Genomic DNA, 12,919 nt, shown 5'->3' on the forward strand with positions numbered 1-12,919 from the left:
CTACTTTACTGTCACGCTCCACCCGCTACATACCTGCTTCCTTATCATCCGTCGCCCGCCATCCCCCGCTCTTCGGTTTTATACCCCGCCCGTTAGCTTTGCTGGTTCATATCTCTCTGCAATCAATGCTGCATACGCTACGCGCTTCTATCATCCATCACCTGCTTATATACTCCTTCCAGCCTTGAGCTTCGCCAATAGCAATGAAAATGCTGCATTTGGCATTAGACTAAAGTTTTTCAGCGAAGCAGTGCTCTGCAATGAGAACAATCCTTTGTTCGAAGAAGTTGCACTTGCTTTTACACAGTTTATGAAAAGTCTAAAGAAATAACGATAGAGACTACACGGCTCAATAAATGTGACGAACGCTGACGCATCGAAGGTCTTTATCACAATAGTGGGTATCTGTCATCCGCTTTGTTGGGAGAAAATGCCGGATGATGGACTATTTAAAGACAAAAAAGCCCCCCGCTGTCTTACGGGGAGCTTGAACAACAATTAAAACCTAAGATATATCGTATTAACTATATCAATCCCGGCTACTTTACAATTCTTTCTGCTACTCCATTTCTCTCAAGTGCATCTATAGTCCTATTTTGCCTTCGTTAATCTTACCTTATACATATGCGATACCCAGAATGTTACAGCGAGTATTAGCACAAGTCCTACAGCAGACCCTTCAAATCCAAAGCTGCCACCGGTAATAAAGCTTGGGCCCGATGCAGATTGCTGTATGATGCTGTTCACCGATATGCCGTTTACAGGATAACCTAATATCGGCCCCTGCAGGAATGTCCAGCCAAAATGGAGGAAGATACCAAACCAGAGGTTCTGTGTATAGATATAATTGATGCCTAACATTAACCCTGCGGCAAACAATGTCACCAGGGGTAAAATACCGATACCGGGATTCGTTAAATGCACGAGCGCAAACAAGAAAGCACTGAGCATCAGCGCCACCGCAGGAGGCATACTCTGCATCAGGTTGCGTAGAATATAACCCCTGAAAATAACTTCTTCCAATACGGATACCAGGGCAAAAAATACCGCCGCATATAGTAATTGAAGCGGATCAGGAATGACAACAGTGAGCGTAAGGCTGCCGGTAAGAATAAGCAATAAGGTGCCGGTAGTAGTGATATGAATGGCAGAGAACATGCCACCCCATGCGTCGCCTTCAAATCCTTCCCATTTGAAACCAAGATAGGAGAGTGGCCGGCGGTCGATCCATTTACAGCAAACAATAACAGGCAACAACATAAAGCCATTGGTGATGAGGTAATATAAGATCACCTGGGGAAACTTCTGAGCCTCAGGACTGCCGGGATCCGACGGAAGAAAACGCTTGAAGACCGGGATATAAAGGAGTACTGCTATCGTAACAACAAAAAAGATAAATATAAGCACGCGCAGCAACCCGCTTCCAATTAAGGGTTTCTTGTACATTGGTGGTTATTTCAAGCCCACAATATACAGACATGCATAAACCTGTAATCCCACTTTAATTAGGGATATGACAGTAGACAAATCATCCCTAATATCTGCTTTTTCTTATGCCTGCCGGCTTTCGTGGAAAGCAGTCACAACCGTTCCCGGCCCCCGTTCTCGGGATAACGCTCCCTTGGCATCATTGCATTACCATCTCTGTTCTTTATTGGTATTTCTTAGCTTTCAATGCAGTTCTCACTGCTTCAGGGACATTCGATAACAGGTTTAATTCAACCCCATGCAACTTTGCATCGGCCTCAATTTCTGCAACCGTTGTAAGGTAATTCCGCCAGGCTTTTCTTTCTGCATCACTGGTACCGTAAAGGTTCTCGGCATTAGGCATATTAACTGCCAGTATGGTTGTATTGGCAGTGATACGCATAAGGTCATCGCCGTCGGCCTTGGGTAAGATAACAGCAACCTTCCACACCTTCTTGGGTACGGTAACCCTGCCGTTGTCGATAGTTTTTGCCGTATCGGTTTTGCCGCGTCCCAGGCCTCCCTGACCATAAGAACCCATAATAATATATGCTTCATTTGAAGTACCTACAAAATTATCCCGCAGCTGATCTTCCAGTTCGCTCCATGGCCCCTGGTTCAGGTTAGGAGACTGAGGTATCATATTGGTCATATAAAAGGTAGAACTGTTGGCTACATAACTTGAAGTACGGTCACCTGAGGGGCAATTATGCCCCCTGTCGAAACCGTTCGTTGCATAGCTATAACTGTTGCCTGCCACCTGGTACCACCCGGAAGGCAAACCGGTAAAGGGCCGGAAGTCATCCTGTCTTCCAACAGTACCTTTGTCTTCACTCTGGAAATGCCAGCTAACCCAGTTGGGAATGCCGCGGTTGCGGCTGTACGATTCAATATAATAAACCTGGTTGATCAGGTAGTTTTCGTTCATGGCGGACTCGGGTTTTGCCATCGTGGGATTGCCCAAACGCATATTGTTATTGGCGCCGGAAGTAATGGTATCGGCCGGCCCGGGGACAGGGGTAGCCGGATCGGGATTCGTGCCCGGATTGGTGTTTGTCGATTGCTTGGAGCATGACACTATCAGCAGCAAGGATACTGCTAATACGCTGGATACGGAAAGTTTGAACTTCATCATGTATATCTTAGTCGTTAGGATACTAACGCAAAAGAAAGAACTCTTTGTTATTTAATAATGAATTTAATCGAAATTCGCAGCCTAAACAGTGAATTATGGTGCAGAATTATGCATTTACCGTTACCGAAAGATTCCTCCGTTACGTGCAAACCGATACGCAAAGCGATCCTGCCAGTAATGCCAGCCCTACCACCGAAAAGCAAAAGAACCTGAGCGAATTACTGGCGGGTGAACTGCTGCTGCTGGGTTTGAAAGACGCCCATATGGATGAATACGGTTATGTATATGCAACTATTCCATCAAATTCCGATAAAAAAGTACCTGTTATCTGTTTCTGCAGTCATGTTGACACAGCGCCCGACTGCAGCGGCACCAATGTAAAACCACTCGTACACAAAGCCTACGATGGCAAAGACATCCTATTGCCCGACGATCCTACACAGGTTATTAAAATAGAAGACTACCCTTATCTCAAAGAACATATTGGTAGCGATATCATCACAGCCAGCGGCTTTACCCTACTCGGCGCCGATGACAAAAGCGGTGTGGCCGAGATCATGGATATGGCTCATTTCCTGGTAAATCATCCCGAAGTAAAACACGGAGAAATAAAGATACTATTCACGCCTGATGAAGAGGTAGGCCGTGGCACAGCCCATGTTGATCTTAAAAAGCTGGGTGCCGACTTCGCCTATACGCTAGATGGGGGAGAAGCGGGAACCTTCGAAGATGAAACTTTCAGTGCCGATGCCGTTACCATTACTGTTCATGGCGTTATTGCACACCCGGGTTATGCAAAAGATAAACTGGTTAATTCCCTGAAAATAGCCGGCGAAATTCTGGCTGCACTGCCCACACAGGAATGGAGTCCTGAAACCACTATAGAAAGGCAAGGTTTCGTGCATCCTGTTGCAGTAAATGGTATTGCAGAAAAAGCAACCATCGATTTCATTATCCGTGACTTTGTATCAGCGAAGCTGCCGGATCATGAAAACAAGCTCCGCCAACTGGCGCAGGAGGTATTGAACAAACATCCCAAAGCGCAAATGGACTTTGTGGTGAAAGAACAGTACCGCAACATGAAAGAAATAGTGTCGCAATACCCTGAGCTCACTGCCAATGCAGAGGAAGCTTATAAAAGGGCCGGTTTTACCGTGCGTAATGAGCCTATCCGCGGTGGTACCGATGGCAGCAGGTTGAGTTTTATGGGATTACCTTGCCCCAATATCTTCACGGGTATGCAGGCTATTCATAGCAAACATGAATGGATAGGTGTAAAAGACATGGAAAAGGCAGTAGAAGTGCTTGTGCATCTTGCCGCTGTTTGGGAAGAAAGAGCGAAATAGCGTACATTTCCACCAACAAAATGAAAAAACATGAGTTTCTTTCTTTCCTATGGATGGTGGTTGCTGCTGATCTTATTTATTATTTTCAGCGGACTTGTCACCGTTAATCAGGCCACCATTGCCGTGGTCACCATGTTCGGTAAGTATCAGCGTATACTGCGCCCCGGTCTTAACTTTAAAATACCCCTTGTAGAGCAGATCTATCGAAGGGTAAGTGTGCAAAACCGCTCCGTAGAGCTCGAGTTCCAGGCGGTGACACTTGACCAGGCAAACGTTTATTTTAAAAGCATGTTGCTCTATGCCGTAATGAATGCGGAAGAGGAGACCATTAAAAAGGTAGCCTTCAAGTTCATCAGCGACAGAGACCTCATGCAGGCCCTTATAAGAACCATTGAAGGTAATATCCGCTCCTATGTGGCTACAAAACGTCAGGCCGAGATCCTTGCCCTGCGTAAGGATATTGTTGATTCTGTAAAAATGGAAGTAGACCATGTGCTCGAAGATTGGGGCTATCATCTGCTCGACCTTCAGATCAATGACATTACCTTCGACAAAGCTATTATGGATAGCATGAGTAAAGTGGTGGCAAGTAACAACCTGAAAGCTGCTGCTGAAAACGAAGGCCAGGCGCTGCTGATCACTAAAACAAAGTCGGCAGAGGCAGAAGGTAACGCTATTAAGATTGCAGCCGAAGCGGAACGCGAGGCGGCAAGATTGCGCGGTCAGGGGGTAGCGCTCTTCCGTGAAGAGGTGGCCCGCGGTATGAGCATGGCGGCAGAACAGATGAAACAGGCCAACCTCGATACCAACGTGATCCTGTTCAGTATGTGGACTGAAGCCATTAAGAACTTCGCTGAAGTTGGTAAAGGCAACATCATCTTCCTCGATGGCAGTCCCGACGGTATGGAGAAGAACATGAACCAGATCATGGCGATGATGAAGCTGACAAACGACTACAAGTCGTAAGGAAAATCGGTTTTACAGGATGCGGGCGGGCGGTTCAAAGGTATAAACCAGGGCAACCAGCAGCTTTGCAAGTATGCCGGAAGCGTTTGAAACGACTGAAAATAAAGGATAAATGTTTCTTAAAATGCTGGTGTTCTGAAATTTATTAACATCAGAAACGTTCTTTTGTCTTTCAGATTATTTTAGCAGGTACTTAAAACCAGTTTAATGGGAATATTATTGCAGGTGGCGCAGGCCGCAACAGCAGCGCCGGAAAAGATCTCTCTCATGAGCTTGCTCAGCAAAGGTGGCTGGATCATGTATCCGCTTTATCTCTTGCTTGTTGCCACCATCTTCGTTTTCTTTGAACGTTTGATCGCAATACGTAAAGCTTCCCGCATCGAGTCGAACTTTATGAGTATCATTCGTGATAACATCATGAGCGGTAATATTACCGGCGCCAGGAACCTGGCCCGTAATACTGACAATGCTGTTGCACGGATGATTGATAAAGGTCTCCAGCGTATCGGCAAACCTATTGACGCTATCGAAAAAAGTATGGAAAATGTTGGTAAGCTTGAGATGTATAAAATGGAACGCAACCTCTCCGTGCTTTCTCTTGTTGCAGGTATTGCTCCTATGTTTGGTTTCCTCGGTACAATTGTTGGTATGATCCAACTGTTCTACGATATCAACAGTACCGGTAACTTTGAGCTTAGCGTTATTGCTGGTGGCATCTACGTTAAAATGATCACTTCCGGTACCGGCCTTATCATTGGTCTTATCGCTTACGTATTACATAATTTTCTGTCAACCCAGGTCGATAAAACAGCCAATAAAATGGAAGGCGCAAGTGCTGAATTTATTGACATTTTACAGGAACCAACACGATAATAAACAATACCCGGAACCATAGCCGGAAACAGTATTGAATTTCTATAAAGCAGTAACAGTATGAATATCAGAAAAAGGTTAAAGTCGCACCCTGAAGTGCATACAGGTGCATTGAACGATATCCTGTTCATTCTGTTACTGTTTTTCCTCATCGTTTCAACGCTTGCCAATCCTAACGTGGTAAGGGTCAACAACCCCAAAGGCCAGAAAGATACCAAGGCTAAACAAACCATTGTTGTTTCCATCGACAAAGACCAGAATATTTACCTGGGGCAATCTCCTGTTGCGATAAACATGCTCGATTCTCTCCTCAAAATGGAAGTTGATAAAGCACGTCCTAATGTAGATACGCCTTCCGTTGTGATTAATGCCGACACTATCTCCCATTACGGAGAGGTTTTCCGCATTATGCAAGCCGCTAAAAAAGCAGGAGCCAGGGTAGTAGCAAACGTGAAATAGTTTGTGAGCTACCGGGCAATAAATCTGGCCCGTATCATTCTGTCTTTTTCCTGCAGATCCTTTCTTAAAGTAATTTCGGAGAACTGCATTTCTTCCAGCAAAGCGATCATTTCTTTTCCCAGTGCTTCATTGATCTCGAAGTAGAGACTTCCGCCGTTAGTAAGATGCTTTCCTGCAAACGCAGTGATAGCGCGATAGAAAAGCAGCGGATCATTATCCGGAACAAATAGTGCGCGCGAGGGCTCATATGCCAATACATTCTGAAACATATCGGCTTTTTCGAGCATTCTTATATAAGGCGGATTACTTACAATACAATCAAAAACAGGCAGGCTGCCTGAAGCTTTCTCATTCAATATATCTATCAGGTGAAATTGTATGCTGGTTTTATGAGTCGCTGCATTTTGTTTTGCCACTTCCAGTGCGTCTCTTGAAATATCAAGCGCATGCACCTCACTGTTGTTTAATAGCCTGTGAAGCAATAAAGGGATACAGCCGCTGCCAGTGCCGATATCCAATAGTTTGATCCCTGCTTTGCCCTTATAATCTTCAGCGATCCATTCCACAAGCTCTTCTGTTTCGGGACGGGGAATGAGTACACGTTCATCTACATACAGCTTTAACGGGCCAAACCACGCTTCCCCCAGCACATATTGAACCGGCCGGTGCTGTAGTAAAGCCTCAAGATATTGGGTGTACGTATCCAGCTGCGGAGCGCTCAATGGGCGGTCGCCTTTTGTTAAGCGTTCTGTTTTACTATAGCCCGTAAGTGCCGTCATTACCCAATGTGCAATAGCAGTTGCTTCACGCGCCTCGTAAATGCCTGAAAGCCCGGTTAACATATGTTTATAAGCCTCCTGTATACTCATGCTGCAATGTTACCACCATTTCAAGTATTTTTGCGCCGTTATTCAATGAGCACGCACGAATTATATATGCAGCGCTGTATTCAGCTGGCCCGCCTCGGCGCAGGCCAGGTGGCGCCCAATCCTATGGTAGGCGCCGTGCTGGTATATGAGGACAGAATCATTGGAGAAGGTTACCATGCAATATTCGGACAAGGACATGCCGAAGTGAATTGTATCAACAGCGTGGCAGCAGAAGACCGTTATCTGATCCCGCTCGCTACCATCTATGTATCACTCGAGCCTTGTGCCCATTACGGAAAAACGCCACCCTGTGCCGATCTTATCATTGCCAACCGTATCCGTACGGTGGTGATAGGAAGCCGTGACCCGTTCCTTGCAGTTAACGGTAAAGGCATTGAAAAACTGCAGGCCGCAGGCATCAGCGTTGTCACAGGTGTTCTTGAAAAGGAATGTCTCGACCTCAATAAACGTTTTTTTACTTTTCATACACAACAACGTCCTTATTTCATTTTAAAATGGGCGCAAACGGCCAATGGCGCCATTGGATCGGGCAGCGACAACCGCCTGCTGATTTCAAATGACTTCACGAACCGTATCGTCCACCGCTGGCGTAATGAAGAGTCTGCAATCCTGGTAGGAACCAATACTGCGCTGGCCGATGATCCGTTGCTTACAAACAGGTTATGGTATGGCAAAAGCCCTGTCCGGCTGGTAATTGATACCAACCTGCGTTTGCCTAAAACCCTGAAATTATTGAGTGAAGGCCCTCCAACCATCATATTTAATTACCTGGACCACTCCGATAACCTCGATGCTGTTACTATCCGGACAGCACAACAGGCTTTAGCAGCGGAAAGATCAACACCGCATATAGCAACAGGCAATAATGTGTTTTATTATCGCCTGGAAAAAGACGAGCCCTTATTGCCCCAGATCAGCTACGCCTGTTTCAGGCTCCAGTTGCTGAGTGTACTGGTAGAAGGTGGCGCTTTCCTCCAGCAGCGCTGTTTAAACGAAGGTTACTGGGATGAAGCCCGTGTTATCACCAACGATCAGTTGATGGCTCCGGGCGGCTTAAAAGCCCCGGAATTACCAGCGGCCCTGCATGTTGGCACCACACGTTTTTTGAACGATAGAATAGATTTTTTCCTTAAACCCATAAACGAGAACTAATACCTATGGCGGAAGCGGCCTTTTTTCAGACGATAGCACAAATGACCACAGCCGAGTACAAGGACAAAGGAAGTCGCTTCCTCGCCTTTGCTTTCCCTATAGCAACAGTCGACGATTTTAAGGAAAAATTGCAATGGCTGAAAAAGGAACATCCCAAAGCCGTTCACCACTGTTTCGCCTATCGTATTGGTCTCGATGGTAATAATTTCCGCGTAAGCGACGATGGTGAACCCAGCGGCTCCGCCGGCAAACCAATGCTTGGCCAGATCGATAGTAAAAAACTGACCAATGTAGCCGTAATTGTCGTGCGTTACTTTGGTGGTACCCTCCTGGGCGTTCCCGGCCTTATCCAGGCTTACAAGACTGTAACGGTAATGGCGCTACAACTCACGCCGGTGATTCAAAAGCCTATAGAAGTGCTTTACGAACTTCAGTTCGATTATACCCGCATGAATGAAGTGATGACGCTGGTAAAACAACTTGACTGCAGCATTGCCGGTCAGCAGGAACAGCTCTTCGTACTGCTCACCATCGGCATCCCCAAAGCAAGGTTGGAAGAAGCGCTCTACCGCCTTAAAGACATGCACTATGTAGCCCTCCGTAAAGTATAATTCTAATACCTGTAAAATCCTTCTCCACTCTTAACACCCAGTTTGCCTGCTGTAACCATATTTACCAATAGGGGACAAGGGGCATATTTAGGCTGTCCAAATCCTTCATGTAACACCTTGAGGATGCTCAGGCATACGTCCAGTCCTATGAAATCAGCCAGCTGTAAAGGCCCCATCGGGTGAGCCATTCCAAGTTTCATAACGGTATCGATTGTAGGAGCGTCTGCTACGTTTTCATATAGGCTGCAGATAGCCTCATTGATCATGGGCATCAGAATGCGGTTGGCGATAAAACCCGGGTAATCAGCTGCTACACAGGGAGTCTTGCCTAGCTTAAGCGTTAAAGCCGCAATGGTGTCTGTAACAGCTTTGGCCGTGGCGTAACCATTGATGATCTCTACCAGTTTCATAACGGGTACGGGATTCATGAAATGCATCCCTATTACCTTTTCGGGCCGCCTGGTAGCCGCTGCAATTCTCGTAATTGAAATGGAAGAAGTATTGCTGGCTAAAATGGCGCCGGCAGGAGCCAGCTCATCCAGTTGCGAAAATATTTTAAGTTTAATAGCTGTATTCTCCGTGGCTGCTTCAACAACGAGATCAGCTTCTGCCACACCGGCCGCCATATCCGTAAAGGGAGTTAACAGGCTAAGCGCCTTCTTTTTCTGCTCTTCGGTAATAACAGCTTTCCCTACCTGGCGGTCGAGGTTTTTCCCGATCTGCTGCAATGCCTTATCTAAAAGGGATCTATCGATGTCCACCAGCGATACGGTGAATCCATACTGGGCAAATACATGTGCAATACCATTTCCCATGGTGCCTGCCCCAATAACAGCTATCTTTTGCATACGGCCTTTCGTTTAACAACGAAAATAAGGCATGCTAACATATATTAGTATGGCCGGCAGAAGTTTGTTCTTTATTCGTTCTGCCACTCCTAATTCTTCTTTTTAAAATCCCCTCGTTTCCAGGCCTTGATAAATTCACCCCATGCAAAAGGGTTAAAGAGGTTTACAGGTGGCTGTTGCCCCTGGTAGTAGTAACGGGTAGCCTGCTGGCGTAATTGCATGTTTACGGCCTCCCTGCCGTCGGCAGGAAGTGTAGCTACCAATATCCGGCGGGTGGCTTCATCCGTATTCTGACGCGCTATTTCGATCTGGTCGGCAGGGATCTGCGTACTTACAAAATCGCGCTCAAACTGCTCGCGCGAGGGACGTGGCTTTAAGATCGTAGCCGGCAGAAATGCCGTGTCATTAACCAGTAATTGTATTACAGAATATTGATTATCAGTAAGATTTGTTGGGATTTGTATTGTTTTATCTTTAAAACCCACACTAGAGAACCGGATCGATTGTCCCTGTAATACCGCAATGGAGAATACGCCCTGGTCGTTGGTAAGCGTTCCACGTGTGGTTCCTTCTACTATAATACTCGCCTGGGGTAAAGCACGCAGGCTGTCGGCAGTCATAACGATACCAAACAATTGAATTACAGAATCCTTGGCAATAACATGCTGAGCCTGGGCTGAATTACGGCCCATCATGAACAAAAAACAAAATGAACAATATAGTAAAAATCGCTTCATGCACTACAGTTATTGGATGTCCAATTATACGAATTAAATAGTTAACCGGCTATTATAACAAAGTAACCCCCTCAAGGGTTAACTTTGCAGCGCAATTTTCTTTTTTAACAAAATTATGTGTGATGACCGAAGCGGACATTTTGAAGGCGTTAAGCAATGTGGAAGAGCCCGATTTGAAACAGGATCTGGTAACTCTGAATATGGTGAAAGACGTTAAGATTGAAGGCAATAACGTGTCTTTTACAGTGGTGCTTACCACACCTGCATGTCCTATGAAAGACATGATCCAGAAAGCATGTATCAACGCAGTCAAACTCCTCGTGAATAAAGAAGCGGTGGTGAAAGTAAACTTCACTTCCAATACAAATACTTTACGTAACGAAGCGCAGCAAATTCTGCCTGGCGTAAAAAATATCATTGCTGTTGTCAGCGGTAAAGGTGGCGTAGGTAAAAGTACCGTTTCCGCAAACTTCGCCCTTGCGCTTGCCAAAAGCGGTGCGTCAGTGGGGTTAATGGACGCCGATATCTATGGCCCAAGTGCACCTATTATGTTCGGCATCCGTGGCCAGCGCCCCATGATGAAAGAGGTGAATGGCAAAGGTGTAATCATGCCTATTGATAAATACGGTATCAAAGTAATGAGTATAGGCCTCCTGGTTGATGAAAAAAATGCTGTCGTATGGAGAGGCCCCATGGCCAGCAGCGCCATCAGGCAATTCGTTACCGATGTAGATTGGGGCGAACTGGACTATCTTGTGATAGACATGCCTCCCGGAACAGGTGACATTCACCTTACCCTCATGCAAACAGTACCTGTTACAGGTGTTATTATTGTTACCACACCTCAAAATGTAGCCCTTGCCGACGCGAAAAAAGGGATTGCGATGTTCGGACAGGCGCAGATTAAAGTGCCTATCATTGGCCTGGTCGAAAATATGAGTTATTTCACCCCGGCAGAACTTCCTGATAACAAGTATTATATCTTCGGTAAGGACGGCGGCCGCAACCTGGCGCATGAATACGATCTGCCTTTCCTTGGACAAATACCCCTTGTTCAGGAGATTCGCGAAGGTGGCGATTCAGGAGAGCCTGCCGTGCTGGCCGAAAATACGCCTACGGCTGCGGCATTCGATGATTTTGCTGCTACGGCTATTCGTAACATCGCCATACGGAACGCGACACTGGCTCCGACCAAACCGCTTGAAACAGTGGCTTGATTTTAGTAGCTTAAGGCAAAAGCCTTCTGTATGAAATCATGTAGCTATCTTGTCATTATTTCAATGCTCGTCTGTAGCTTGGTTGCCTGTACGCAAAAAGTACATCCGCATGGAATGCCTCCAGGACAAGCCAAAAAAGTAACCGGATCCCAATCGGCCGCTCCCTATGCGCCGGGGCAAATGAAAAAGCAGTAAAACGAACTGCTAGGAAAATAAAAGGCATCTGCATTAATAAGTGCAGGTGCCTGAACATAAGTAACAGTCTCAATGAATAAACAACAACTGGTAAGCGCCATCCGCAATAAGAGATCATACCTTTGCGTAGGGCTAGATACCGACATCGAAAAAATACCCGCACATCTCCATGCAAGCCCTAATGCTGTGTTGGAGTTTAACAAGGCCATCATCGATGCCACCAAAGACTATTGCGTTAGTTATAAGATCAATACTGCGTTTTACGAAGCAATGGGTGTAAAGGGCTGGGATATCATAGAGCAAACCCTGCATTATATTCCCGAAACTCATTTCACCATTGCCGACGCGAAAAGGGGCGATATCGGGAACACCTCCGCGCAATACGCAAAAACTTTTTTCGAAACATTCCCATTTGATGCTGTGACTGTTGCGCCCTACATGGGCGAAGATAGCGTGCGTCCGTTCCTGGAATATGAGAACAAGGTTACCATCGTATTAGGACTTACTTCCAACAAAGGCGCATCTGACTTCGAGCTGCAACCTGCCGGAGGCGAACATCTCTACGAAAAAGTGTTACGCACTGTAAGCGCCTGGGGAACTCCTCACAATCTCATGTTCGTAGTAGGCGCCACACAGGCCAGTGCATTAGAGAACGTCAGGAAAATAGTACCCGATAACTTTTTATTGGTACCAGGGGTAGGAGCCCAGGGCGGAAGTTTGCAGGAGGTTTCACAATATGGGCTTAATAGCGAAGCCGGCCTTCTTGTAAACGCAAGCAGGGCTGTTATCTACGCGGGCTCAGGTGAAGACTTTGTTGTCAAAGCAGCAGAAGCTGCCCGGCAATACCGTGATGAAATGGCAACCTATCTGCAATAGCTGATAATGTTATGGATCAGAAAGCATATTATACAGGAAGCCCCAAAGGCTTCCTTTTTTATTTTTAAATTCGTTTCCTTTACGTTGTTGCATGCATGCAGCTTTGAATCCAGCTTTGTACGCCATAACACGCGCACAGTGTGCTTG

Annotated in this window: 14 protein-coding genes; 9 read left to right on the forward strand and 5 right to left on the reverse strand. The window is 46.2% G+C overall.

The features are described from left to right. On the forward strand, nt 1–331 hold a 331-nt coding region (locus tag ESB13_RS00005), incomplete at its 5' end, for a DUF3861 family protein (RefSeq protein WP_129001001.1). Between the two features lie 260 nt (nt 332–591). On the opposite strand, the gene ESB13_RS00010 is transcribed toward ESB13_RS00005, so the two are convergent. Together ESB13_RS00010 and ESB13_RS00015 are read right to left on the reverse strand one after the other, a co-directional pair. Continuing rightward, nucleotides 592–1,446, reverse strand: coding sequence for a CPBP family intramembrane glutamic endopeptidase (locus tag ESB13_RS00010; protein WP_129001002.1), 855 nt, complete (start codon nt 1,444–1,446; stop codon nt 592–594). 205 nt (nt 1,447–1,651) lie between these two features. Next, nucleotides 1,652–2,602, reverse strand: coding sequence for a DNA/RNA non-specific endonuclease (locus tag ESB13_RS00015; protein WP_129001003.1), 951 nt, complete (start codon nt 2,600–2,602; stop codon nt 1,652–1,654). Between the two features lie 95 nt (nt 2,603–2,697). Between ESB13_RS00015 and pepT the strand changes: the two genes are divergently transcribed. The 4 genes from pepT to ESB13_RS00035 all read left to right on the forward strand — a co-directional run bounded on the left by pepT (nt 2,698) and on the right by ESB13_RS00035 (nt 6,246). Then, nucleotides 2,698–3,948, forward strand: coding sequence for a peptidase T (pepT, locus tag ESB13_RS00020; protein ID WP_129001004.1), 1,251 nt, complete (start codon nt 2,698–2,700; stop codon nt 3,946–3,948). A gap of 30 nt (nt 3,949–3,978) precedes the next feature. Continuing rightward, nucleotides 3,979–4,914, forward strand: a complete 936-nt coding sequence (locus ESB13_RS00025) for an SPFH domain-containing protein (protein ID WP_129001005.1) — start codon at nt 3,979–3,981, stop codon at nt 4,912–4,914. A 207-nt stretch (nt 4,915–5,121) separates the two neighbouring features. After that, nucleotides 5,122–5,787: a MotA/TolQ/ExbB proton channel family protein gene (locus ESB13_RS00030; RefSeq protein WP_129001006.1), complete on the forward strand. Its 666-nt coding sequence runs from the start codon at nt 5,122–5,124 to the stop codon at nt 5,785–5,787. Between the two features lie 60 nt (nt 5,788–5,847). Further along, nucleotides 5,848–6,246, forward strand: coding sequence for an ExbD/TolR family protein (locus tag ESB13_RS00035; RefSeq protein ID WP_129001007.1), 399 nt, complete (start codon nt 5,848–5,850; stop codon nt 6,244–6,246). Nucleotides 6,247–6,254: 8 nt separating this feature from the next. Here the strand turns inward: ESB13_RS00035 and prmC are convergent, their stop codons facing one another. Continuing rightward, nucleotides 6,255–7,115: a peptide chain release factor N(5)-glutamine methyltransferase gene (gene prmC, locus ESB13_RS00040; protein ID WP_129001008.1), complete on the reverse strand. Its 861-nt coding sequence runs from the start codon at nt 7,113–7,115 to the stop codon at nt 6,255–6,257. Between the two features lie 45 nt (nt 7,116–7,160). Here prmC and ribD point away from each other — a divergent pair, with 45 nt between their 5' ends. Both ribD and ESB13_RS00050 read left to right on the forward strand, forming a co-directional pair. Then, entirely contained in the window at nt 7,161–8,288 is a 1,128-nt protein-coding gene (gene ribD / locus ESB13_RS00045) for a bifunctional diaminohydroxyphosphoribosylaminopyrimidine deaminase/5-amino-6-(5-phosphoribosylamino)uracil reductase RibD (protein ID WP_129003148.1), read from the forward strand. Between the two features lie 5 nt (nt 8,289–8,293). Further along, nucleotides 8,294–8,899, forward strand: a complete 606-nt coding sequence (locus ESB13_RS00050) for an IMPACT family protein (protein ID WP_129001009.1) — start codon at nt 8,294–8,296, stop codon at nt 8,897–8,899. 2 nt (nt 8,900–8,901) lie between these two features. On the opposite strand, the gene ESB13_RS00055 is transcribed toward ESB13_RS00050, so the two are convergent. Further along, entirely contained in the window at nt 8,902–9,747 is an 846-nt protein-coding gene (locus ESB13_RS00055; protein ID WP_129001010.1) for a 3-hydroxyacyl-CoA dehydrogenase family protein, read from the reverse strand. 89 nt (nt 9,748–9,836) lie between these two features. Continuing rightward, complete coding sequence (locus ESB13_RS00060) at nt 9,837–10,484, reverse strand: carboxypeptidase-like regulatory domain-containing protein (protein WP_129001011.1); 648 nt, start codon at nt 10,482–10,484, stop codon at nt 9,837–9,839. Between the two features lie 122 nt (nt 10,485–10,606). Here ESB13_RS00060 and ESB13_RS00065 point away from each other — a divergent pair, with 122 nt between their 5' ends. After that, the gene (locus ESB13_RS00065; RefSeq protein ID WP_129001012.1) at nt 10,607–11,701 is read left to right on the forward strand and encodes an Mrp/NBP35 family ATP-binding protein; all 1,095 of its coding nucleotides are present in this window, start codon (nt 10,607–10,609) and stop codon (nt 11,699–11,701) included. A 267-nt stretch (nt 11,702–11,968) separates the two neighbouring features. After that, nucleotides 11,969–12,772 carry an orotidine-5'-phosphate decarboxylase gene (pyrF, locus tag ESB13_RS00070; RefSeq protein ID WP_129001013.1) on the forward strand — a complete coding sequence of 268 codons (804 nt, stop codon included), beginning with the start codon at nt 11,969–11,971 and terminating at the stop codon, nt 12,770–12,772. Nucleotides 12,773–12,919: the final 147 nt, after the last annotated feature.

The sequence above is a fragment of the Filimonas effusa genome, from assembly GCF_004118675.1.
Lineage (GTDB): Bacteria > Bacteroidota > Bacteroidia > Chitinophagales > Chitinophagaceae > Filimonas > Filimonas effusa.